Origin of the sequence: Achromobacter pestifer, from assembly GCF_902859625.1 — a bacterium.
Taxonomy (GTDB): domain Bacteria; phylum Pseudomonadota; class Gammaproteobacteria; order Burkholderiales; family Burkholderiaceae_B; genus Achromobacter; species Achromobacter pestifer.
The window spans coordinates 1,513,043-1,535,516 of sequence record NZ_CADIJX010000001.1; the positions used below are offsets into that span (position 1 = coordinate 1,513,043).

Below are 22,474 nucleotides of genomic sequence, written 5' to 3' on the forward strand. Positions count from 1 at the left end.
TGCCAGCAAGCACGTGCCGCCAGGCCATTCTGGAAGCCTCCCGAGAACGCCGCAAACGAAAAAAACTACCGCCGCCATTCCATGACGTCATGCCGCGGCGCAGCAAGCAATGCCCAACTCCGTCGCCTGCGCGCAGCCCAGCGCGCAGGCTGATCGCGGCGTCAGCGGGCTTGCGGCGGCTGCCAGCGGCTGGCGGCCAGTGCCAGCAACTTCTCATCGGCGCCCGCGGCGGCCACCAGTTGCAAGCCCACCGGCATGCCATCCACCCAGCCTGCGGGCAGGCTGATGGCCGGAAGACCCAGCACGTTCCACGGGTTGGTCAGGCCCAGCAGGGTTTCGCGCACGCCGGCGCTACCCGGACCCGCCACGCTGCGTTGCTGCAATGCGGGCGCGGTAATGGCGACGGCCGGTAGCGCCAGCACATCCACCTGCTGGAACAGGCGCGCGAATTCCGCTTGCAAGCGCGTCCTTTCCTTCATGGCACGCACGTATTCCCACCCTTGCACCGGGCGTGAGGCCCGCAGGCGTTCCAGCACTTCCGGGTCGAACTTTTCGGGTGCGGATTCCACGCGCTCGGCGTGGACCTCGTAGGCTTCAGCGCGCTGGATGGCGCCCAGCGCGCTTTGCAGCGCACGCGCGTGCTGCGTGACCTCGGGCGCTTCTTGCACCGCACCGCCGACCAAACGTTGCGCCGCAGCGCGCGCGCACGCGGTAACGGTCGCATCATCGATGGCGAAGGGCACGTTGGCCACCCAGCCCATGCGCAGGCCATTCGCGCCCAGCGTATCCGTGGCGGGCACCATTGCGCCGTCGCTCAGGGCCTGCATGAAGACTTGGGCGTCTTCCACGCAATTGGCCAGCACGCCGGGATCTTCCAGCGTGGGAGCCAGCGGGAAGATTCCCGCATCGGAGATACGGCCATGCGTGGGCTTGAATCCGACCAGGCCGCACAGCGCGGATGGCACTCGCACCGATCCTCCCGTGTCGGTGCCCAGCGCCACCGGCACCATGCCGGACGCCACGGCGGCCGCGCTACCCGCGCTGGAGCCGCCCGTGATCTGGCTCACGCGCCAGGGATTTCGCGCCGCGCCCTGCACGCTGCGGTCTCCCGTTGGCCCATACGCGAATTCATGAGTCAACGTCTTGCCGACCACGATGGCGCCGGCGGCGCGCAGCAACGCCACGCAGCGCGCGTCCGTCTGCGGCCGGTGGCCCAGGAAGTGCGCGGCGCCCATGGTGGTTGGCATGTCGGCCGTATCGACGTTGTCTTTGATGGCGACGGGGATGCCGTGCAGCGGCCCCCTCACCTTGCCGCTTGCCCGCTCGGCATCGCGTTCGCGGGCAACGACCAGCGCGGCGGCGATATCAACGTGGACGAACGCATTGAGCTGCGGATTCAGGCGTTCAATGGCGGCGCCCGCATGCCGCACCAGGTCCTCGGCGGTCAGGCGGCCATTGGCCATGGCCTGCTGCAAGTCGGCGATGCGACGGCCGCGAAAGAAGCCGGGTTCGACGGCAAGCTGGGGCGAGGAAGGATTCTGTTGGGTCATTTCGCGGATTCCGATTGCAGGGCCGGGCTGGCGGGCATGCGCGGGCCGACGCCCGGGCGCACCTGAATCATCGCAAACATTCCGACGGCCGTGGCGACCGACGCGGCGATGAACATGACCGAATAGCCGTGACTCGCCGTCAGATAGCCCGTCAGGGTCGGCGCCAGGATGGAGGCGATGTTGGCGAAGAAGTGCATCAGGCCACTGAACGTGCCGACACGGTTGGACGGCGCGGTATCGATCACCACCGCCCAGTAGACGGAATTGGGCAAGGCGTTCAACGCATTGGCCAAGGTCATCAGGGCAATGACGGCGAACACCGATTGCGCCTGCGAGACCAGCAGGAAGCACAAGGTGGTCGCCAGCAGGCAGGCCGCGGCGAACCAGCTGCGCGCGATCTTCAAGCTGCCCGTGCGCTTGAACAGCAAGTCTGAAATACGGCCACCCAGCAGCACGGTGATGCAAGCGCCGGTCCAGGGAATCATGCCCATGTACCAGAGGGACGACAGGCTATAGCCGAAGTTGTCTTGCAGATACTTGGGTGTCCAGGTCAGCAGCAGGAAGTTCACGTACATGAACGCGAAGTATCCCAGCGTGTTCAGCAGCAGCGTCTTGCTGCGGAAGAAGCTCCACCACGGCAGCACGGGGGCCTCGGCGCCTTCAGGCCCCACGGCCGACTGCACGCGCGAGGACTGGATTTCAGCCAGTTCCTCTGGCGACACGCGCGGGTTGGTTTCGGGGCGGTCGGTGAAGATGCGCATGAAGAACACCAGCACCAGCAGCCCCGCGCCGCCCAGAATGAAGAACATGGCACGCCAGCTATCGGTCAGCGTCAGCAGGCCCACGGCCACGGGCGCCGTCAGCAAGGCGCCCAGCGGCGTGCTGAGCAGGCCGAAGCCAACCACGAAGCCGCGCTCACGGGTGGTCGCCCAGTTGGCGATGGTCTTGTTGATGATGGAATACGCCGGCCCTTCGGCTGCGCCGAACAGGATGCGGATGGTGGCGAAGCCCGCCAGCGCCGAGCCGCCCAGGAACGCCAGGCCGAAATCCCCCGCCCAGGCGGTGGCGATCTCGAACACGGACCAGGCGACGCCAGCCACGATCCAGACTTTGCGCGGGCCGTAGCGGTCGGCCAGCATGCCGCCGAACAGCGCACCGACCATGTAGCCGTAGCCGAAGTAGCCCAGCACCGACCCCCAGGCGCCACGGTCCAGGCCATATTCGCCCGTGATGTGGGCCGCCGCGTACGACATGGCACCGCGATCGATGTAGTTGATCAGCGCCAGCAGCACGACCATGGTGAAGATCCGGTATCGGAACCGGGAATTCTGGCTTTCAGTTGTCATTGCGTTTCGATCCAGTCGTTTTACCCAAACGTTTGGGTTGCGCAATGCTAAGGGGTCCAAACGTAAAAATCGATTCAGTGAAAACCCTAAGTTGCCGAGATCCGCCCTACTGCGCTATTTCCGCGTGTATCCTCCAGCCCCATGAATAAATCGCGTCCTGCCACGCTGCAAAGCCTGGCGCGGCAACTCGGTTTGAACGTTTCAACCGTGTCCCGCGTCCTGAATGGTTCCGAAGACGATGCGCGCGGCGCAGCGGCTCCGGATACGGTGAAGCGCATCCGCGCGCTTGCCGCGGAATTGCACTACCAAACCAATCCCCATGCGGCCAGCCTGAAAACGCGCCGCAGCCGCACGATCGGCGTGCTGGTGCCCCGGCTGTCGGACATGGTGCTGGCCACCATCTACGAAGGCATTGACGAAGCCGCGGCCGAGCACGGCTATCTGACCTTTGTGTCCAACACGCAGGACGAGCCGGACAAGCAACGCAAGCTGATCGAAATGGCCCTGGCCCGCCGCGTGGATGGCCTGATCCTGGGAGACGCGCATAGTGCGCCGGCCAATGCGCCCCCCAACCCGCTATTGGCCGAACTGGCGCGGCGGGAGGTGCCTTTCGTACTGGTCAGCCGGCATGCCGACCAGCACTGCGCCGTCACCTGCGACGACCTGGAAGGTGGCAGGCTGGCAGCCAAGCACTTGCTGGACATGGGCCACCGGCGCATCGCCGTGATGGTGGGCGAACCGTTCGCCAGCACCGGCCGCGACCGATCCGAGGGCTTCTTCGGCTACTGCGCGCAGCATGGCGTCAAGGTGCCGGCGCGCTGGCGCATTGAAAGCCCGTTCGACACGGATGCAGGCCGCGAGATCGGCGCGCGGCTGTTGGCGCCGGCTGACCGCCCCACCGCCATCTTCGCGGTCAACGACTTCCTGGCCGTCGGTGTGATGGGCGCCGCCCGCGACCATGGGCTGGAAGCCGGCCGCGACGTCGCGATCGTGGGCTACAACGACACACCGCTTGCCGGGGCGTTGCCCATCGGCCTGACCACCATCCATTCCCCCATGCACCAGATGGGGCGGCTGGGGCTGGAACTGCTGCTGCGGAAATTGGCGGGCGAACAACCCGACAGCCAGAGGCTGCCGCCCGAACTGGTCGTACGGGACAGCAGCAACCGGAAAATCTCGGGCTGACTCCGCCAGACAGCTCAGGCTAGCGCCGTGGCATCCTCGACCAGCGGATGAAAACAGGCTGCCGAACGGCCCTCGCCCATGGATTGCAACGGCGGCACGCGCTTGGCGCAATCCGCCTGGACCCGAGCGCAACGGGGATGGAACGTGCAGCCTGGCGGCAGATGCGTAGGCGCCGGGATCTCGCCTTCGATCTTCAACAAGCGGATACGCGCCGCCGGATCCGGCACGGGCGATGAATCCCGTAGCACCCGGCTGTATGGATGCAAGGGATGATCCAGCACCCGCGCGGTGGGCCCGTGTTCGATGATGCGACCCAAATACATCACGCATACCGTGTCGCAAAAATGGCGCACCACGCCCAGGTCGTGCGACACGAACACGAACGACAGGCCACGATCGCGCTTCAGGCGTTCCATCAGTTGCAGGATCTGGGCCTGGACCGACACATCCAACGCCGACACCGGTTCATCCGCGACGATCAGTTCCGGGTCCAGCACCAATGCGCGTGCGATGCCGATGCGCTGGCGCTGGCCGCCCGAGAACTCGTGCGGATAGCGGTCCAATGCCGAAACCGGCAAGCCCACTTCACCAATGGCCTGTTCCACCTTGGCGGCGATCTGCCTGGCGTCGCCCAGTTTGTGCACGAACAACGGCTCGGACAAGGCCTGGCGCACGGTGCGGCGCGGGTTGAGCGATGCATACGGGTCCTGGAACACAATCTGAATGCGCCGGCGCAGCGCGCGCATGGCGGCGGCACCCGCCTGCCGCACGTCCACGCCGTCGAAAAGGATGCTGCCTTCGTCTGGTTCGATCAACCGAAGCAAGGTACGTGCCACGGTGGATTTTCCGCAGCCCGATTCTCCGACCAGTCCCAGTGACTGTCCCCGTGCAACACTGAACGACACATCGTTCACCGCTCGCACAATCTGTTTTTCTCCACCTAGCCAACCGCCGCCGCTTTCAAAGCGTTTGACCAGGTTGCGGACTTGCAGAAGATCGCTCACGCCTTGTCCTCATACGGTTCAGCGCGCACCACGCAGCGCACTTGGTGAGACGGGCCGATGCGGGTCAGCGGTGGACGCTCCGCTTCACACCGCGCCTCTTTCAGGCGGCAGCGCGGGGCGAAAGCACAACCCTTCGGCATCGCGGTGATGGCCGGCACGCCGCCCGGAATGGATTCCAGCACCGCGCTATCGGCGTCCACGCGCGGCATCGCGCGCAGCAGCGCTTCGGTATACGGGTGCGTGGGCCGGGCAAACAAGGTCTGCACATCGGCGGTCTCGACGACTTCGCCGGCGTACATGACCGCCACGCGATCGGCGATCTGCGCCACCACGCCCAGGTTGTGCGTGATGAACAGCACCGCCATGCCATGCGCGGCCTTCAGGTCGGACAGCAAGGTCAGGATCTGCGCCTGGATGGTGACGTCCAACGCGGTGGTCGGCTCGTCGGCAAGCAGTACCCGGGGCTTGCACGCCAAGGCCATCGCGATCATGACGCGCTGGCGCATGCCGCCCGAGAACTGGTGCGGGTAGTCACCGAAGCGCTTGGCGGCGGCCGGGATCTTCACTTCCTCAAGCACGGCCAGTGCCAGCCGGCGGGCCTCTGCCCACGACAGCCGGCGATGCTGGCGGATGGCCTCGGCAATCTGGTCGCCCACGGTCATCGTGGGATTCAGCGACGTCATGGGCTCCTGGAAGATCATCGCGATGGACTCGCCTCGCAACTTCATCATCTGCTTTTCGGAGAGCGAGGCCAGGTCAGCGCCATCCAGCAGGATCTGCCCGCCACCGTGGCGGGCGCCCGCTTCCGGCAACAGACGCAAGACCGACAAGGCCGTCACGCTCTTGCCGCTGCCGGACTCGCCGACCACGGCCAGCGTTTCATTGCGCCCCACTTGCAGCGACACATCGCGCACGGCGGCATGCCAGGCGCCGCCCACGCGGAACTCCGTGCGCAGACCGCGCAGCTCCAGCACGGGGGCTTGGGAATCCGAGGGGAGATTCGGTTGAGGATTCATGAGCGCTCCGAACGCAGCTTGGGATCAATGGCGTCGCGCAGGGCGTCGCCCAGCAGATTCAACGCCAGGACGGTCAGCAGAATCGCAACGCTGGGGAACACGGTCAGCCACCAGGCGTCCAGGATGTTCTCGAACCCTTCGCGGATCATGCTGCCCCAGGTTGCCGCGGGCGGAGGCACGCCCAGGCCGATGAAACTCAAGGACGCCTCGGTGCGGATCGCCGAGGCCATCCACAGCGATCCCAGCACCACCACGTCCGACACCATGTTGGGCAGGATATGCACGCCCATGAGGCGCAGCGGGCCATAGCCCAGCGCCCTGCCCGCCTCCACGAAATCGCGCTGTTTCAAGGCGATGGTGGGCGCACGCGCCACCCGCACGAACGGCGCGATTTCGGTGATGGCAATCGCGATGATCAGATTTTCCAGACTGGCGCCCAGCATGGCGGCCACCATCAAGCCCAGCAGCAAGGTGGGAAAAGACAGCAGGACATCCACCAGGCCCATGATGAGCTGGTCGACCAGCCCGCCCAGGTAGCCGGCCAGGATGCCTAGCGCCGAGCCGATGCACATGGCGATCAGGATGGCGACGAACCCCACCAGCAACGACACCCGGGCGCCGTAGATCAAGCGCGACAACACATCGCGGCCGTAGCTGTCGGTACCCAGCCAGAACTCCGCCGATGGCGGCTCCAGCCGGTAGGCGATGTTCTGCTGCAAGGGATCATGGGGAGCCAGCCACGGCGCGAACACGGCGGCCAGCACGATCAACAGCAACAGGCCGATGCCGATCCACGAAAGGCGGTTCTTGGACAGCGCCTGCCACAGGGCATTGGGGCGCGACGAGGGGATGGCGGCGACAGCGCTCATTTGTATTTCACCCTAGGATCGACCAGCCCATACACCAGGTCGGTCAGCAAATTGACGACAATCACGCACGATGCGAACACCACCATCAACCCTTGCAGCAGCGTGTAGTCCCGGCTGTTGAGCGCGCCCAGGATCAGCTTGCCCAGGCCTGGCCGGTTGAACACGATCTCGGTCAGCACCGAGTTGCCGATCAGCGTTCCGAAATACAGGCCCACGACGGTCACGATGGGAATCAGCGCATTGCGCAGCCCATGGCGCAGGATCAAGCGCATCGGCCGCACCCCTTTGGCCCGCGCCGTGCGCACATAGTCCTCACCCAGCACGCCCAGCATCGAAGAGCGCGTCACGCGCATCACGTAGGCCATCATGATCAGGCCAAGATTGAAGGCGGGCAGCGCCAGCCCGCGCAATTGCGTGACCCAATCCCCCGTGCCGACGGCGCCGATGACGGGAAACCAGCGCAGCTGGATGGAGAATGCCAGCAGCATCAGAATGGCGGACACGAAGGCCGGGAACGACAAGCCGGTCAGGGACAGCAGACGGCCCAGATAGTCGGGCCAGGCGTTGCGGCGCAGCGCCGCCCAGATGCCCATCGGCAAGCCGAAGGCGACGCCGATCAGGATTGCCGCCGCCGTCAGTTGCAACGTCCAGGGCAGCACCAGCGACACCTCTTGCAGCACGGTACGGCCGCTGGCCATGGACACGCCGAAGTTGCCGGTCAGCATGTCGCCCAGAAAATGCAGGTACTGCACATGGGTGGGCAAATCCAGCCCCAGGCGCAAGCGCAGCGCGGCCAGGGCTTCGGCGCTGGCCTGGTCGCCCAGCATCACCGCAGCCGGATCGCCCGGCACCAGGCGCACCAGGATGAACACGGCTGTCAGCATGGCCAGCAACGTCGGTATGGCCAGCAACAGGCGCTTGATGGCGTAGCGCATCATGATGCGTTCTCCCGCGTGGGCGGGACGGCGTTCGCCGCCCGCATCAGGCGCTGTGCCTGAAGATTGCCAATGGCGCGGTCGGTGTGGCCGCGCACCACCAGGTCGGTCAGCGCGGCCCCCACCACCGGCACCAGTTCAAATCCATGACCCGAAAAACCGAAGGCATGGAACACGCCGGGTGCGTTGGGCGACGGGCCGACGATGGGCAACATATCGTCCGTTTTCGCTTCCAGGCCCGCCCACACCCGCACGATGCGGATATCGCGCACGGCCGGGAACAGGTCGGTGGCGGCATGCGCCCCCTTGGCCAGCACCTGCATGCGTGCCGTGGACGTTTCGCGGTCCAGATCGGGAATGCCTTGCAGGCCACCGCCGATCACCAGCGTGCCTTGGTCCGACTGCTTGAACGACAGCGAACGGCCCATGATGGCCACCACGGGTTTGATGAAGGGGCGCAGGCGTTCGCTGACCATCATCATGGACGACTTGGTCGCCAACGGGATGTCGTCGCCCACCATGGCCGCAATACGGGCGGACCAGGCCCCGGCCGCATTGATCACATAGGGCGCGGTCCACGCGCCGGCGTCGGTCAGCGCGCGCCAGTCCTGGCCCGCGCGTTCCAGCCCCGTCACGGCGCAATGTTCAATGATGGTCACGCCAGCCGCTTCCGCGCTATGGCGGAACGCGCGCAATGCGCGGTGCGGGTCGGCCGCGCCGTCGCGTCGCGCAATCGATGCGCCCAGGCAATGATGGCTGAGTTCCGGCAGCAGCCGCCGCAATTCGTCCGGCCCGATCAGCTCTTCATGCGTGTATCCCTTGGCGCGCAGTCCGCTGACGCGGGCCTCCAGCGCGGCCAGCGCCGCGGGGGTTTCGGCCACGCAAATCTGCCCGTTGGCCTGAAAGCCGCAGTCGTCTCCAACCAGCGTAGCCATGTCGTGCCACATGTCCATCGCTTCCAATGACAGGTCCAGTTCGCCCAGGTCGCGGTTAAGCGTGCGCACGCCCGCCGCCGTTGCACCGGAGGCATGGCGTCCGACCCAATGGCGTTCGATCACCACGGCGCGCTTGCCTTGGCGGGCCATCTGCAATGCGGCGGAAAGACCGTGCAGGCCGCCGCCGATCACAATCACATCGCAAGTGTGCGCGCTCATGCCTGCCCTTCCTCGATGTCCAGCGAGGCCAGCTCACCCAGCGTCAATGGCTTGAGCGGCGGACGGATACGGTAGAAACCCACTTCCGCCACCGGCCGCTTCTGCTCGGCCGCCAGGATATGCGCAATGGTGTAGCCGCATTGGCGGCCCTGGCATGGGCCCATGCCGGCCCGCGTGTACGACTTGATCTGATTGGGCCCGGGCTGGCCGATGGCCGCCGCCTTGCGGATGTCGCCGGCCGTCAACTCTTCGCAGCGGCAGACGATGGTGTCGTCGGGCGGCGAAAAGATGCCAGGACGTGGCGGATACAGGGCATCCAGCATGGGACGCAGGCGCAGCAGCGACGCCAGCTTGCCGCGCAGCGGCGCCGCCTTCGCCGCCGCGGCTTGCGGCGTCAGGCGGCCAGCGGCCGCGGCCACGCCAATCGCCACAAGCTCGCCGCGCGCGCAAGCGGCTTGCGCGCCGCCGATGCCCGCGCCATCGCCTGCCACGTAGATGCCTTGCCGGCTGGCCTGGCCCCATTGGTCCAGATCCGGCACCAGGCACGACTGCTGTGCGTTCCAGGAATGGTCACACTCCAGCGCGCGGGTCATGTGGATGGAGGGCACCACGCCTTCGTGCGACAGCAACACGCTGGCCGGCGCGCGCACCGACTTGCCGTCCGCGCCGGTGTATTCCAATTCCTGCAAGCGCCCCTGGCCCAACGCCCGCACCGCCGTGACGCCACGGACGCGCTTGACGCCCGCGGCCTTGATCTCGCGCAGCCACGTCAGCCCCTTGGCGATGTCGGCCCGCCCCGCCCACGCGGCGCCCGCCCACGGCATGGCCCGGCGCCATCCGCCCGGCGCTGACGTGTCGAGCCAGCCAGCAATCTTGCCGCCTGCGCGCAACAACTGCGCCATGTACAACAGCGGCAAGGGACCGCTGCCCGCCACCCACACCGGGTCGGACGGCACCTGGCGCGACGTCTTCAACAGAATCTGCGCCGCCCCGACCGTCAGGACGCCCGGCAAGGTCCAGCCCGGGAACGGCGCGGGCCGCTCCTGGGCGCCCAGCGCCAGCACGATGCGATCCGCGCGTACCGCCTCGGCCTGCCCCGCCCGCGTCATGTAGACGTGCCAGCCCGGCTCGATCTGCCACACCTGCGTCTGCGGTTGATAGGATGCGCCGCTGTCGCGGAATGCGCGTGCCAGCTCGGCGCCTGCACGGTATTCCTTGCCCAGCAGCGTGCCCGTCGGCGTGTCCGCCACCGCCTCGACCGCGCGCCAGATCTGTCCGCCAGGCGCGGGTTGCTCGTCCACCACCAGCACCGACAGGCCTTGGCCGCGCAGGCCAATGGCCGCGCTCATGCCGGCGGGGCCGGCGCCGATCACCACCACATCGAATTCGCGCTTCATGGCATCACGCTCCGGCGGCCGAACTGACGTTCCACGCACATGCCGTCGCGCACGGTGACCAGACAGGTCTGCGTGGACGCCACGCCATCCACGATGGCCAGGCAGTCAAAACACACGCCCATCATGCAGTACGGCGCACGCGGGCTTTCGTGCACGGGGGTGGTCCGGGTTGCCGCCGTTTGCTGCCGCAGCAGCACGGCCGCCACGGTTTCACCGGCTTCGGCGGAGACGGACTTGCCGTCTATCGTAAGAGTCAGCGCGGACGCGCCGGACTCATGCAACTTTCTGAACATTGAAACGCTCATGGTGAAAGGCATCCAAGGGTTCGAGCGGCGCAGCGCTGGCCAACGCGCGGGCATAGGGCCCCGCATGGAATGAAGCCAGCGTCACGCCCGAATGGCACAGCGCGATGTCCGCGCCGGGGTGAAGAGGAGAACTTGCATAAACGGGGCAGCCATCGGGCGTCATGATCCGCAGGCAGGACCACTGCCGCACCAGCCTCGCGTGCGCCAGATCCGGCAGGATGCGCAGCGCGTTGCGCGTCATGCGCACCGCGGCAGCCGACGTGGTGGTCAGGTCGTACCCGACTTCTTCTTGCGTCAGGCCAATCATGACGGTGCCTTCAGCGGTCTGGCGGATGCCGCTGGCGGGAATGGGCAGGATCGGCGCCAGGCGTTCGGTGACCATGATCTGGCCGCGCTGGGGCCGCAACGGCACGTCCAGCCCGACCATCGCCCCCAGGGCGGCCGACCCCAGACCTGCCGCGATCACCACGCGCGCGGCACGCGCCTGGCAACCGGCAGCCCCGACGACGAAGCCGCCCCCGGGCAATGCATCGATGGCCGTCACGGCATGCCGGTTAAGCAGCGTTCCGCCCCGCTTCAAGAAGGCGGCTTGCAGGGCGGCAAGCAGCCGCAGCGGGTTGACGTGTCCGTCCCGTTCGCCCAGGCTTGCCCCGGCCACGGCGGCCCCCAGCCGCATCGATGGAAAACGGCGTAGCAGTTCGCCGCGATCGAGCAACTGCGTACAGGACGGCAGCTCTGGGGCCTGCGCGTGCCAGGCGGCAATGCGCGCCGCCCGAGCGGAGAGTTCCGCATCGCTCAAGCAGAAATGCAGCCCGCCCCGGCGCTCATAGGCCAAGGTCATGCCGCTGTCGGCCTCAAGCGCTGTCGCGAATTCCGGCCACGCCTGCACCGCTTGATGCGACAGGCGCTGGTAAGCGGGATGGCCGTGCCCCTTTCCTTGCAGCCAGACCAGGCCGAAGTTGGCCTTGGCCGCGCGGAAATCGGTATCAGCGCCGTCCAGCATCAGCACCCGCTGCCCAAGCCCCGCCAATCCGTAGGCAATCGCAGCGCCGACCATGCCCGCGCCCGCCACGATGACGTCATAGTCCTGGCGCATGACGAATCCTTCTTGTGCGCGTGAATCCGGCGCTATAACCTTTGCGACGGGAAAGCTGGTTTCCATCAAATCGGGTTATGGCATGAATCAGACGTTGAACCTGCGGCAGATCGAAGCATTCAAGGCCGTCGTCGAACACGGCACCGCCAGCCAGGCGGCCATTGCGCTGGGGGTCTCGCAGCCTGCCGTGAGCAAGCTGCTGGCCCATCTGGAGGCCGAAACGGGTTTGGCGCTCTTTGACCGCGTGCGCGGCAAGCTGGCGCTCACCGTGCAAGGCATGCGGCTGTACGAAGAGATCGACCGCGTGTTCAGCGGCTTGCGCCAAGTGGAGCAAGCGGTGGATTCGATCCGGCGCGATGAACAGCGCACGTTGAACGTGGGCGTTCTGCCCGCGCTGGCCGGCCCGTTCATCCGCCGCGTGACCATGCAATTCCTGAAGCGGCATCCCGACGTGCGCGTGTCGATTCAAAGCCGTGGCTCGCTGTTCCTGGCGGATTGGCTGGCCACCCGCCACATCGACGTCGCGCTGGTGGGCAGCCGCGTCGACAACCCCTACATCGACCGCGAGCCGTTGTTCCAATATCCGCTGGTGTGCGCCATGCCGCCGAATCACGAACTGACGCGCAAGCGCGTGGTGCGCCCGCGTGACTTGAGCGGCATGCCATTCGTGTCCTTCGGCGCCGACAGTCAAACGCACGAATTGGTGCGTCAGGCGTTCAGCCAGGCAGATGCCCATTTGAACGTGGTGCTGGACACCAACACGGCGCCCACGGCCTGCGAATTCGTCGCGGCGGGGCTGGGGGTTTCCTTGATTCATCCGTTATTCGCCGAAGGGTTGCACAGCCGCATGGTGTTGCGGCGGTTTGATCCAGAGCTGCTGTTCCACTTCCAGTTGTGCCGCGTGCATACCTCGCGCAACGCGGCGCTGGTCGAGACCTTCGTCGAGGAAGCCCGCGACGTGGCCGCGCAGGTCTCCCGCGAAGTGCTCAAGGGCCAGTGACGGCTGTGGCCCGCGTCAGGGTGCGGTCACCGTCGTCAGTTCGGTGATGGGCGGCTGCAAGTTCAGCGCGCCGCTCAAGGTGTAGCCGTAGTTCACGCGATCGCCGCGCGCCCACACCTGCTTCAGGCCAAACAGCGGAATGGCGCAAACGTCGTCATGGATCTTCACCTGCGCGTCCTTCCACAAGGCCAGCTGCTTCTGCGCATCCGGCTCCACGCGAGCGCGGCGGATCGCATCATCGGCCACCGAGCAATGTGAGAAATTCGACATGGCCGCGGGTGCTCCGATGGCGGCGGCGGAATCGTAGAACTCGGTCAGGTAGGTATCGGCGTTGGGGAAACGCGCCGCGCCGTAGAACACCAGCCCGCTCAAGTCCTGGCGGCTCTTGGCCTGGTAGGTCGCGTGGTCGACCACTTCCATATTGAGTTTGATGCCCGCCTTGGCCAGCTGCGCCTGCACGATTTCCATGATGGGCTGCTGCGCCGAGATATTCGACACCACGGCCTTGATCTCCACGCCATTGGGGAAGCCCGCTTCCGCCAGCAGCTTCTTGGCGCGTTCCACGTCGTAGACGTAAGCGCCTGCGCTACAGTCCTGGCCCAGATAGCCGTTGGGCACCACGGAACACCCCTTGTCGGCCACGTCCTTGCCCGCGTACCGCACGATCTCGTCCACATTGATCGCGGCGGCGACGGCCTGGCGCACCTTCACGTTGTCCAGCGGCTTGATGTTGCGATTGATGTGCAAGGTCCGGAATTCGGCGGGCTCGAAGATATCGATCTTCATGCCGCGCTTGGCCGACCGTTCCACCCAGCGTTGCTCACGCTTGCCTTGCATCACGTCGATCTCGTTCGACGTGAAGGCCAGTTCGCGCGCGCTGTCCGACGGAATCATGCGGTACAGGATCCCGCCCAGCTTGGGCTTGCCACCGAAGTAGGCATCGTTGGCCACCAGCTTCACGTACTGCTGGGTGACGTGTTCGCCAAAGGCGAAGGGGCCCGTGCCGATCGGCCCCGCGCCGAATTTGTCGCCCAGTTTCTCGGCCGCCTTCTTGCTGACGATGTTGCCGCCGTGATAGTTGGATACGCGGCCCAGGAAGGTTGCGTCGGGATACTTCAGGGTGAAGCGCACGGTGTAGTCGTCCACCGCCTCGACCTTGTCGATGATGGCGAAGGTGGCCGCGAAGCTGGAGCGGTTGGGGTCGCCCGCGCGCTGAATCGAATAAACCACGTCATCGGCCTTCAACTCGCCATAGCCGCCATGGAACTGGACGCCGTGACGAAGGTGGAAGGTCCACACCTTGCTGTCAGCGGAAGCTTCCCAGCGCTCGGCCAGATCCGCCTGCAACGCCTTCGGATCCGCGCTGCCGGCCGGAAACCGCACCAGCGCATTGAACATTTGTGCCGCCACCCCTTTGTCCGCGGTGGACGTCGCGCGGTGAGGGTCCAGCGTGGCGTTGTCGGCAGCGCCCGAACTGACGCGCAGCACGGGGCGCTCCTGCGCTTGTGCCGGCGTTGCAAGACCGGTGCCACAGGCCGCCAGAAGCGCGGCCGCCAGGACGAGATGTACAGGACGATTCATGACTTCCCTTGTGCGCCGCACGCTGGCGGCATTCAATATTTGCAGTCGGAGGTACGGCGTGACCACAGACTAGAATCGGGACACCATGGCGTCAAAGTCCTTGAGCTGCTTAGGCTATTCCTGGGGGTTATACGTTGGCGCTTTTTCCGGCCGCCGCGCGGGGACGCCTGCATCGGCTAATGGTTAGTACTGAGAGACAAAAAAAGCCCTGCCTCCGGGAAAACACCAAGAGCCCGGGCGGCACGCTATGGCTTGACGGCGTATGTCGCCAAAAACGTCGGCACGTAGCGGTCGATCAGGAAGCGAGGTGTGGGCGCATGATCTTCGTGGAACCCGGCAAGCAGAAAGCCCGCTTCCAACTGTCCGCCGATCTGGTCTGCCAGGCTGTGCCCGAACACCACCGCCTCGCCACGCGCCAGCTTGGCTTGCAGCGCAGTCGGGTCCAAGTCCCGGGTATCGGCATAGGGCAAAGGATGCACCGGCCGGATCACACCTTGCTCCGCATAGGCCGGATCGCGGTCGCCCACGAATACGATCGGGTTATAGAAGCTGGACAGCAGGCGTCCGCCGCGTCGCAACACGCGATGGCACTCGCGCCACACGGGACGCACGTCTGGCACATACAGGTTCGAGATCGGGTGGAACACAACGTCGAACGTGCCATCGGCAAATACCGATAGATCACGCATGTCGCCCTGGATGGCGTCCAACGCCAGCCCATCACGGGTGGCCACGTGGCGGTCCTGGCCGAGCTGCTTTTCCGAAGCGTCCAACACCGTCACGTGCGCACCGGCCGCGGCCAGCACCGGCGCCTGCTGGCCGCCGGCCGAGGCCAGGCACAGAATGCGCAGTCCCTGGGGCTGGTCTAGCCAGCCGTGCGGCAATGGCCCTGGCGTCAGTTGCACTGCCCACTGGCCAGCACGCGCGGCGGCGATGACGTCGGCGTTGACGGGACGCGACCACGCGCAGTCCTGCGCGGCAAGCTTGTCCCACGCGGCCCGGTTATGAGCGAGAAAATCGAATGAAGAAGAGGAGGAAGCCATCATCAAGAGTCCTGTGAAACCATTGCGTGCGCGGCGCCTTGGCGCCAGCATGCATAAGAATGAAGGCCGGTGCGGTGGCGCCGGCCGGGCACGACAGCGCCCCGCAGCAGACGCTGGGCACGGCAGTCGGATTCTTATCGGCTTTAGAGGATCACTTCGATGCGCTCCTTGAAGATGCCGGAATTCTACCGAAAAGCCAATCGAACTTCACGGTCCAGGGTCAATGATGCTTGGCATTTGGTTTGGCATTTGCATCACCCATCCCGATTATCAATATCCATTAAACTGATGCAATTGCCGTGAGGGATCCCGCTGCCTAGCATACGGATACGGGTACCCGTCCTTCGCGGCTGGTTCCGCTGCGCCTCTTTGTTCCCGGAGTTTTCCCTTGAGCGATATTTATCATTTCAGTCGTGGCACCGCCCCGCTGCTGATCTCCATTCCCCATTTGGGCAGCCAGATCCCCGATGCGCAACGCGCGCAAATGACGGCCTTGGGCTTGCAGTCCGGCGACACGGACTGGCACCTGGATACGCTGTATCAATTCGCCCAGGCGCTGGGCGCGTCGGTGATCGGCGCGCGCTATTCGCGCTATGTCGTGGACCTGAACCGTCCGCCCAACGACGAGAGCCTGTATCCCGGCCAGACCAAGACCGGCCTGTGCCCCGCCCAGACGTTCCGTGGGGATGCGCTCTACCAAAACGACGCCGTGCTGACGGATGCCGAACGCGCGCACCGCCTGCAAGCCTATTGGCAGCCCTATCACGCCAAGCTGCGCGAAGAGCTGGACCGCATCAAGGCCGAGCACGGCACCGTGCTGTTGTGGGAAGCCCACTCCATCGCCAGCGTGTTGCCGCGCCTGTTCGAGGGCAAGCTGCCCGACCTGAACATCGGCACCTCCGATGGCGCGGCTTGCGCCCCCGACATCCTGGCGGCCGTCAAAGAACAACTGGACGGCTGCACGGATTACACCTGGGCCATCAATGGCCGCTTCAAGGGCGGCTACATCACGCGCCACTACGGCTCGCCCGCTGACAACATCCACGCCATCCAATTGGAAATGTGCCAGTCCACCTACATGGACGAAACGCATCCGTATGGCTGGCGCGCGGACCTGGCCGGCAAGGTCATTCCGGTGGTCGAAGGCATGGTGCAGGCGGCCCTGCGGCAGACCACGGCACGCCAACGCTGATCGCGCCCTGCCGCCATGTCCCGGACGCCGCAGGCGATGAACCGCTTTTCCTTCAGCACGACGGAAAACTATCCCGAGTGGAGCCTGCTGCTGACCTGGGTGGCGGTGGTGGAGGCCGCATCCGTGTCCGGTGCGGCACGCTTGCTGGGGTTGTCCCAGGCGGCGGTATCGCAACGGATCAAGCAGCTGGAGGCCGCCATGTCGACCGAACTGCTGGACCGCAGCACGCGGCCGGCACGGCCGACACCGGCGGGCGAGCTGCTGTTCGACCATGCCGCGCGCCTGCTGGCCCAAGCGGGCGACATGACGGAAAGCGTGCGCAACCTGAGCCGGGCCAAACGCAACATCGTCCGTTTCGGCTGCGTGGATTCCTTTGCGGGCACCTTGGGGCCCACGCTGATCCACGGCTTGTCGGGCGCATCTCGCCAGATCCGGCTGTGGTCGGGCATCACGCCCGTGCTGGACAAGCAGCTGGAAGACCGGCAACTGGACCTGGTGGTCACGACCAGCGCCGTGGCCGGCAAGCCCACCATCAAGAAGTACAGCCTGTTCAGCGAACCCTATGTGCTGATCGTGCCGCGCACGATGGACATGGACAAGATCGGCACGCTGAAGGACTTGGGCAAGCGCACGCAATTCATCCGCTACAGCGCGCGGTCATTCATCGGCGCCGAGATCGACCGTCTGATCGAATCGCACGACGTGATGATCGAACGCACCTTTGAATTCGACAATACCGATCCGCTGCTCAGCCTGGTCACGGCGGGCATCGGCTTTGCGATCAGCACGCCGCTATGCATCTGGCAGTCGCGCCATTTCGTGGATCAGTTGCGCGTGCTGCCCCTGGCGCCCTACCTGGGCGTGGCCCGCAGCGACGACCCCAGCCTGTCACGCACGCTGTACCTGGCGGCACGCCAGCAGGAAGTGGGCAAGCTGCCCACCGAGGCGCGGGACGTGATCCTGATGGCGGTGGAACGCCTGATCCAGAAAGACATCGCCCCGGCCCTGGGCTTGCCGCCTGCCACGCTATGGCGCAGCATGCGGCGTTGACGCGCGCCTATAGCGATGCCGTCAAGGCGGGCACCGCTTCAAACAGATCGCCCACCAGACCGTAATCCGCCACGCCGAAGATCGGCGCGTCGCCGTCCTTATTGATGGCCACGATGGTCTTGGAATCTTTCATGCCGGCCAGATGCTGGATCGCGCCCGAGATGCCCACCGCCACGTACAGTTCTGGCGCCACGATCTTTCCGGTCTGCCCCACTTGCCAGTCGTTGGGTGCGTAGCCCGCATCCACCGCAGCGCGCGACGCCCCCAGGGCCGCGCCCAGCTTTTCCGCCAAGGGCTCCAGCAGCTTGAAATTGTCCGCGCTGCCCAAGCCGCGTCCGCCTGACACCACCACGCGCGCCCCGCCCAATTCGGGGCGTTCCGACACCACGATGTCGCGCTGCTTGAAGCGCGCCAATCCCATGTCGGCCACGGCAGCCACGGCCTCGACCTGTGCGCTGCCGCCCTCGGCGGACACCGCGTCAAATGCCGTCGGACGAATGGTCGCCACGACCACCGGGTAGGCGGTCTTGACCGTCGCGATGGCGTTGCCCGCGTAAATCGGACGCTTGTACGTGTCTGGGGCCACCACTTCGATCACGTCCGACACCTGCGCCACATCCAACAAGGCGGCGATGCGCGGGGCCACGCTCTTGCCCTGCGTGGTGGCGGCCAGGAATACATGGGTATAGGCGCCCGCCACCGTCACCGCCTGCGCGGCCAGGTTCTCGGCCAGGCCGTCCCCCAGATGCGGCGCATCGGCCAGCAGCACTTTTTCGACGCCTGCGACGGCGGCCGCAGCGTCCGCGACGGCGCGGGCACCGGCCCCCGCCACCAGCACATGGATCGGCATGCCCAGCTTGCCGGCAGCGGCAATGGCGTTGCGCGTGGCGCCGGCCAGCGCACGGTTGTCGTGTTCCGCAATAACAAGGACCGTCATCAGATCACCTTGGCTTCGTTTTTCAGTTTGTCGACCAGCGCGGCCACATCGGCCACCTGGATGCCAGGGGCGCGCGCCGTGGGGGATTCCACGCGCAACGTCTCCAGGCGCGATACCGGATCCACGCCCAGCGTCTCGGGCGTCAGGATGTCCACCGGCTTCTTCTTGGCCTTCATGATGTTGGGCAGCGTGACGTAGCGCGGCTCGTTCAGCCGAAGATCGGCGGTGACAATGGCAGGCAAGGTCAGCTCCAGCACTTCCAGGCCGCCGTCCACCTCGCGGGTGATGCGCGCCGTGCCGTTGTCGATCTCGATGGCGCTGGCGTTGGTGGCTTGTGGCCAGCCCAGCAAGGCGGCAAGCATCTGCCCGGTCTGGCAGGCGTCATCGTCGATCGCCTGCTTGCCCAGGATCACCAGCGCGGGCTGCTCATGTCGCACCACGGCAGACAGCAGCTTGGCGACGGCCAGCGGTTGCAACACGGCGTCGGTCTGCACCAGCACGCCCCGGTCGGCGCCAATCGCCAGCGCCGTGCGCAGTGTTTCCTGCGACGGCGCCGTGCCGCACGACACGGCGACCACTTCTGCCGCCACGCCCTGCTCTTTCATGCGCACCGCTGCCTCGACGGCGATTTCATCGAACGGGTTCATCGACATTTTGACGTTGCCGATGTCCACGCCGCTCTGGTCGGCCTTGACGCGCACGTTGACGTTGTAGTCAACCACGCGCTTGACCGCGGCTATTACCTTCATGCGAACACTCCTGGATCAAGGAATCAATGCGCCCCCGCGCCTGCGAAACGCGCGACGGGCAGGGAAAAGAAGGGGATCAGGCGGCACGGCACGCGGCCACCTGCAAATCCAGCAGTACGGCATCGACTCCGTCCTGGCGCGGCGGGCCGGCGTGGACGTCAACGGTCCAATGGAACTGCTGGAGCGCTTCGGCTCCATCCGCCAACCGCCCGGCGATCACGGCGATCTGCGTCAACCCCACGCAAGACACCGTGACCCGGGCCGCATCGCGCCGCACGAACACGTTCAACACTTGCACGGGCTCGCCCAGCAAGCGGGATTGGAAGGCGATGTCACCGGGGAAAGTCGTGGCCACGCCAGGCAGCAGGACAACCTCCATGCCCGCCCCGTGCAACGCCACGCCTTGCCCCGTCAGCACGACCGATACGCGGTCATAGCCGGGAAAGCGCGAATACGGGCCGTCGCGGGCGATGTCCGCGATGCTGACGCGCCAGCGCGCGGCCGCTGCATCAGCATCCCTTGCCACTGTCCGGGTGACGCCGCCGCCGTTCTTCCACGGTTCGGCTGGCAACGCCTGCCAATCCGCCAGAGTCAGATGCATCGGATCACGAGACGGCGCCAAGGCCGTACTTGCCGGTGAGCAACGCGCCGCTTTCAAAGCGACCGATGTCGTAGGGCTTGAGCGAGACGTCGGTCGGCAGCCCCAGCGCTTCCTGGGCCAGCACTCGGCCGACCGTCGGCGACAACTTGAAGCCATGGCCCGAAAAGCCGAAGCCCACGATCAACCCCTGCACGCCAGGCACACGGCCCAGCACGGGGTTCCAGTCGGGCGTCACGTCGTACACGCCGGTCCAGGACGACGCCAAGCCGGCCGTCTCATAGGCGGGAAAGCGCGCAGCCACCTGTTCGCCCACTTCCACCACGTAGTCCAGTGGGATGTCGCCCTGCTCGGCATCGCTCTTTTGCAGGGCTTCGCCCACGATGCCTTCGCTCACCAGCATCTGGTTGCCGCCATAACTGCGGCAATACAGCATGCCCGGCGAAGCCAGGTCTTTGTAGACGGGCATGGCATATGTGTAGGGCGCGGCCTCGCATTCCAGCGCCAGCACGGCATGGCGCTCGGGCACGACGGGCATTGCCACGCCGGTCCAGGCCGCCAGTTCCGATGTCCAGATGTTCTGGGTGCTGATCACCAGCGGGCTGGCGTAATCGCCTTCGGACGTGGACACGCCCACCACGCGGCCATTTTCAACCAGCAGTTTCTTGACGTCGACGTTTTCGCGGATGGTCACGCCACGCCGGCGCGCGCCGCGCGCAAAGCTGGTGGCCACCAGATAGGCGTCGGCAAAACCGGCGTCCGGTTCAAAGCCGATCAGCGCGGCATCGTCGAACGACGCGATGGGCAGCAGCTCGCGCGCCTGGGCGGCATTCAGCAGTTCCAGCGCAATGCCTTGCGCCCGTTGTTGGTCCAGCGCGCTGCGCAAGGGTTCCAGCTTGTCGTTGTCGGCTGCGCTGATCAGGTAGCCGCACTTGACCAGGCCACAAGAGGCCTCGTCGTCACCCACGTAGCTGGCAAAGTTGTTGAAGACATTCCAGGACCGCTGGGCCAGCTCCACGTTCTCGCGCACCGAATAATGCGTGCGCAAGATTCCGGAAGACTGCGAAGTCGTGCCCGCGCCGATCGTGGCGCGGTCCAGCACCAGCACGCGCTTGGCGCCCAGCTCAGCCAGGTGGAAAGCCACGGAACTGCCGATCACGCCGGCACCAATCACGATCACGTCAAAACTTTTCACGAGCAAGGCTCCAAGGACAAGTGCCGCGAGTGTGAGCCTGCCCTTTCCAGACCACCGCAATATAAGCGCCGCGAATACTGAATAAAGCCGCCGCTGAAAATCCGTCGTCCGCGATGGATTGCTTAAGCGTGACGAATGTTGACCATCGCCGCTTCTTATATTCACGCCGTCACGCGGCGGCCGGGCGACAGTCTGGCTTGCCGCACCCCAGAGTGCCGGCGACATGACATCTATCAGTCAATCTACATTCAAGTAGGGGAAAAATATGAACATGACTCGCCGCGCCATGCTGGTGCGCTCCGCAGCCCTTGCGGGCGCCAGCGCCCTGGGGTTTCCCATGATCGGCCGCGCCGCCACGGCGTCCTACACCTATGGCGGCTCTGCCTGGCTAGGCCATTATTCGGCCTATATCGCCATGAAGACGGGGCTGTTCGCCAAACAGGGCCTGGACATCAAGTGGCAGAGCTTCGCCACGTCGTCCGACCGCATGAGCGCCGTGATGGCCGGCAATATCGATCTGGCCGGCACCGGCGTGGTGTCGTCACTGGCCCTGATGGCGGCGGGTGCGCGCCAGTTCCAGGTGATCGCCACGCCCAACAACTTCGGCCGCGCCGAAGGCGTGCTGGTGCGCGAAGACGTCAAGTCGGTCGCCGACCTCAAGGGCAAGAAAATCGGCGTGACCTATGCGTCCAGCGCCCATGTGCTGCTGCTGGACGTGCTGCGCCAGGCTGGCCTGGACCCCGACCGCGACGTATCCATCATCAATCTGCCGGCCACCAACCTGCTGTCCGCCTACCAGGGCAAGCAGGTCGACGCGGCGGTCGCCTGGACGCCGGCATTCGACCGCATCAAGGCCGTGCCGGGCACGCACGTGCTGCTGGACGACACGGCGTTCTCGCTCTACAAGCAGTACGCCATCACCCCCGGGCCGGACGTGCTGCTGACGCACGCCAAGCTGGGCCGCGAGAACCCGGAAGCCGTGAAGCAATTCCTGCGCGCCGTCTTCCAGGCCAACGCCATGCTGACGGAGCAACCCGAGGAAGCTGCCGGGGTGCTGCTGGAACTGACCGGCTTGTCGAAGGACGAACAACTGGCCGTCATCAAGCAGACGCAGTGGTATTCCGCCGCGGACCAGAAGGCGTTGATGGTGGACCCGGGCAACTTCGTCGCGGGCATGCAGCAATTGGCCGAAATGCTCGTGTCGCTCAAGCAGATCGACAAGGCTCCCCAGGTCAAGGACTGGGTCCAGGCCAAGTACCTGTAAGCACGGAA

The 22,474-nt window shown here is 65.8% G+C and carries 21 protein-coding genes; 5 read left to right on the top strand and 16 right to left on the bottom strand.

The features are described 5' to 3' along the window. Nucleotides 1–161: 161 nt before the first annotated feature. Nucleotides 162–1,550 carry an amidase gene (locus tag HV753_RS06570; protein ID WP_175173568.1) on the bottom strand — a complete coding sequence of 463 codons (1,389 nt, stop codon included), beginning with the start codon at nt 1,548–1,550 and terminating at the stop codon, nt 162–164. Next, on the bottom strand, nt 1,547–2,896 hold the full coding sequence (locus HV753_RS06575) for an MFS transporter (RefSeq protein WP_175173569.1): 1,350 nt from the start codon (nt 2,894–2,896) through the stop codon (nt 1,547–1,549). The genes HV753_RS06570 and HV753_RS06575 overlap by 4 nt, the downstream gene beginning before the upstream one ends. Nucleotides 2,897–3,037: 141 nt before the next feature. Between HV753_RS06575 and HV753_RS06580 the strand changes: the two genes are divergently transcribed. Then, entirely contained in the window at nt 3,038–4,081 is a 1,044-nt protein-coding gene (locus HV753_RS06580) for a LacI family DNA-binding transcriptional regulator (protein ID WP_175173570.1), read from the top strand. Nucleotides 4,082–4,095: 14 nt separating this feature from the next. On the opposite strand, the gene HV753_RS06585 is transcribed toward HV753_RS06580, so the two are convergent. From HV753_RS06585 to HV753_RS06620, 8 genes are read right to left on the bottom strand one after another with little or no spacing between them, the layout of a single operon-like run. Then, on the bottom strand, nt 4,096–5,085 hold the full coding sequence (locus HV753_RS06585; protein ID WP_175173571.1) for an ABC transporter ATP-binding protein: 990 nt from the start codon (nt 5,083–5,085) through the stop codon (nt 4,096–4,098). After that, nucleotides 5,082–6,101: an ABC transporter ATP-binding protein gene (locus tag HV753_RS06590; RefSeq protein ID WP_175173572.1), complete on the bottom strand. Its 1,020-nt coding sequence runs from the start codon at nt 6,099–6,101 to the stop codon at nt 5,082–5,084. Before HV753_RS06590 ends, HV753_RS06585 begins: the two co-directional genes overlap by 4 nt. Beyond that, a complete protein-coding gene (locus HV753_RS06595; protein ID WP_175173573.1) occupies nt 6,098–6,970 on the bottom strand; it encodes an ABC transporter permease in 873 nt (290 codons plus the stop codon). Before HV753_RS06595 ends, HV753_RS06590 begins: the two co-directional genes overlap by 4 nt. After that, the gene (locus HV753_RS06600; protein ID WP_175173574.1) at nt 6,967–7,908 is read right to left on the bottom strand and encodes an ABC transporter permease; all 942 of its coding nucleotides are present in this window, start codon (nt 7,906–7,908) and stop codon (nt 6,967–6,969) included. Before HV753_RS06600 ends, HV753_RS06595 begins: the two co-directional genes overlap by 4 nt. Next, a complete protein-coding gene (locus HV753_RS06605; RefSeq protein ID WP_175173575.1) occupies nt 7,905–9,059 on the bottom strand; it encodes an NAD(P)/FAD-dependent oxidoreductase in 1,155 nt (384 codons plus the stop codon). Before HV753_RS06605 ends, HV753_RS06600 begins: the two co-directional genes overlap by 4 nt. Further along, nucleotides 9,056–10,456, bottom strand: coding sequence for an NAD(P)/FAD-dependent oxidoreductase (locus HV753_RS06610; protein WP_175173576.1), 1,401 nt, complete (start codon nt 10,454–10,456; stop codon nt 9,056–9,058). The genes HV753_RS06605 and HV753_RS06610 overlap by 4 nt, the downstream gene beginning before the upstream one ends. Next, on the bottom strand, nt 10,453–10,749 hold the full coding sequence (locus HV753_RS06615) for a (2Fe-2S)-binding protein (RefSeq protein ID WP_175173577.1): 297 nt from the start codon (nt 10,747–10,749) through the stop codon (nt 10,453–10,455). Before HV753_RS06615 ends, HV753_RS06610 begins: the two co-directional genes overlap by 4 nt. Further along, on the bottom strand, nt 10,730–11,857 hold the full coding sequence (locus HV753_RS06620) for an NAD(P)/FAD-dependent oxidoreductase (RefSeq protein ID WP_175173578.1): 1,128 nt from the start codon (nt 11,855–11,857) through the stop codon (nt 10,730–10,732). The genes HV753_RS06615 and HV753_RS06620 overlap by 20 nt, the downstream gene beginning before the upstream one ends. 82 nt (nt 11,858–11,939) lie before the next feature. Here HV753_RS06620 and HV753_RS06625 point away from each other — a divergent pair, with 82 nt between their 5' ends. After that, nucleotides 11,940–12,857, top strand: a complete 918-nt coding sequence (locus HV753_RS06625; protein WP_175173579.1) for a LysR family transcriptional regulator — start codon at nt 11,940–11,942, stop codon at nt 12,855–12,857. Between the two features lie 15 nt (nt 12,858–12,872). Here the strand turns inward: HV753_RS06625 and HV753_RS06630 are convergent, their stop codons facing one another. Both HV753_RS06630 and HV753_RS06635 read right to left on the bottom strand, forming a co-directional pair. Next, complete coding sequence (locus HV753_RS06630) at nt 12,873–14,438, bottom strand: ABC transporter substrate-binding protein (protein ID WP_175173580.1); 1,566 nt, start codon at nt 14,436–14,438, stop codon at nt 12,873–12,875. 245 nt (nt 14,439–14,683) lie between these two features. Then, complete coding sequence (locus HV753_RS06635; RefSeq protein WP_175173581.1) at nt 14,684–15,484, bottom strand: class I SAM-dependent methyltransferase; 801 nt, start codon at nt 15,482–15,484, stop codon at nt 14,684–14,686. Between the two features lie 385 nt (nt 15,485–15,869). Between HV753_RS06635 and hutG the strand changes: the two genes are divergently transcribed. Both hutG and HV753_RS06645 read left to right on the top strand, forming a co-directional pair. Further along, entirely contained in the window at nt 15,870–16,673 is an 804-nt protein-coding gene (gene hutG, locus HV753_RS06640) for an N-formylglutamate deformylase (protein WP_175173582.1), read from the top strand. A 36-nt stretch (nt 16,674–16,709) separates the two neighbouring features. Further along, nucleotides 16,710–17,723 (top strand): LysR family transcriptional regulator, encoded by a 1,014-nt coding sequence (locus HV753_RS06645; protein ID WP_175173583.1) that lies wholly within the window; start codon nt 16,710–16,712, stop codon nt 17,721–17,723. A 7-nt stretch (nt 17,724–17,730) separates the two neighbouring features. On the opposite strand, the gene HV753_RS06650 is transcribed toward HV753_RS06645, so the two are convergent. The 4 genes from HV753_RS06650 to HV753_RS06665 form a co-directional block, all read right to left on the bottom strand. After that, a complete protein-coding gene (locus tag HV753_RS06650; protein WP_175173584.1) occupies nt 17,731–18,660 on the bottom strand; it encodes an electron transfer flavoprotein subunit alpha/FixB family protein in 930 nt (309 codons plus the stop codon). Further along, entirely contained in the window at nt 18,660–19,409 is a 750-nt protein-coding gene (locus HV753_RS06655; RefSeq protein WP_175173585.1) for an electron transfer flavoprotein subunit beta/FixA family protein, read from the bottom strand. The genes HV753_RS06650 and HV753_RS06655 overlap by 1 nt, the downstream gene beginning before the upstream one ends. A gap of 76 nt (nt 19,410–19,485) precedes the next feature. Next, nucleotides 19,486–20,010 carry a HutD/Ves family protein gene (locus HV753_RS06660; protein WP_175173586.1) on the bottom strand — a complete coding sequence of 175 codons (525 nt, stop codon included), beginning with the start codon at nt 20,008–20,010 and terminating at the stop codon, nt 19,486–19,488. 4 nt (nt 20,011–20,014) lie between these two features. Further along, entirely contained in the window at nt 20,015–21,202 is a 1,188-nt protein-coding gene (locus HV753_RS06665; RefSeq protein ID WP_175173587.1) for an NAD(P)/FAD-dependent oxidoreductase, read from the bottom strand. Between the two features lie 265 nt (nt 21,203–21,467). Between HV753_RS06665 and HV753_RS06670 the strand changes: the two genes are divergently transcribed. Next, complete coding sequence (locus tag HV753_RS06670) at nt 21,468–22,466, top strand: aliphatic sulfonate ABC transporter substrate-binding protein (RefSeq protein ID WP_175173588.1); 999 nt, start codon at nt 21,468–21,470, stop codon at nt 22,464–22,466. The last annotated feature ends 8 nt before the right edge of the window (nt 22,467–22,474 follow it).

Coding starts and splice junctions, on each gene's coding strand:
- HV753_RS06655 (WP_175173585.1), bottom strand. CDS start 19,409: ATGAAGGTAATAGCCGCGGTCAAGCGCGTGGTTGACTACAACGTCAAC.
- HV753_RS06615 (WP_175173577.1), bottom strand. CDS start 10,749: ATGTTCAGAAAGTTGCATGAGTCCGGCGCGTCCGCGCTGACTCTTACG.
- HV753_RS06575 (WP_175173569.1), bottom strand. CDS start 2,896: ATGACAACTGAAAGCCAGAATTCCCGGTTCCGATACCGGATCTTCACC.
- HV753_RS06660 (WP_175173586.1), bottom strand. CDS start 20,010: ATGCATCTGACTCTGGCGGATTGGCAGGCGTTGCCAGCCGAACCGTGG.
- HV753_RS06645 (WP_175173583.1), top strand. CDS start 16,710: ATGAACCGCTTTTCCTTCAGCACGACGGAAAACTATCCCGAGTGGAGC.
- HV753_RS06670 (WP_175173588.1), top strand. CDS start 21,468: ATGAACATGACTCGCCGCGCCATGCTGGTGCGCTCCGCAGCCCTTGCG.
- HV753_RS06605 (WP_175173575.1), bottom strand. CDS start 9,059: ATGAGCGCGCACACTTGCGATGTGATTGTGATCGGCGGCGGCCTGCAC.
- HV753_RS06625 (WP_175173579.1), top strand. CDS start 11,940: ATGAATCAGACGTTGAACCTGCGGCAGATCGAAGCATTCAAGGCCGTC.
- HV753_RS06630 (WP_175173580.1), bottom strand. CDS start 14,438: ATGAATCGTCCTGTACATCTCGTCCTGGCGGCCGCGCTTCTGGCGGCC.
- HV753_RS06620 (WP_175173578.1), bottom strand. CDS start 11,857: ATGCGCCAGGACTATGACGTCATCGTGGCGGGCGCGGGCATGGTCGGC.
- HV753_RS06610 (WP_175173576.1), bottom strand. CDS start 10,456: ATGAAGCGCGAATTCGATGTGGTGGTGATCGGCGCCGGCCCCGCCGGC.
- HV753_RS06570 (WP_175173568.1), bottom strand. CDS start 1,550: ATGACCCAACAGAATCCTTCCTCGCCCCAGCTTGCCGTCGAACCCGGC.
- HV753_RS06600 (WP_175173574.1), bottom strand. CDS start 7,908: ATGATGCGCTACGCCATCAAGCGCCTGTTGCTGGCCATACCGACGTTG.
- HV753_RS06650 (WP_175173584.1), bottom strand. CDS start 18,660: ATGACGGTCCTTGTTATTGCGGAACACGACAACCGTGCGCTGGCCGGC.
- HV753_RS06590 (WP_175173572.1), bottom strand. CDS start 6,101: ATGAATCCTCAACCGAATCTCCCCTCGGATTCCCAAGCCCCCGTGCTG.
- HV753_RS06635 (WP_175173581.1), bottom strand. CDS start 15,484: ATGATGGCTTCCTCCTCTTCTTCATTCGATTTTCTCGCTCATAACCGG.
- HV753_RS06595 (WP_175173573.1), bottom strand. CDS start 6,970: ATGAGCGCTGTCGCCGCCATCCCCTCGTCGCGCCCCAATGCCCTGTGG.
- HV753_RS06580 (WP_175173570.1), top strand. CDS start 3,038: ATGAATAAATCGCGTCCTGCCACGCTGCAAAGCCTGGCGCGGCAACTC.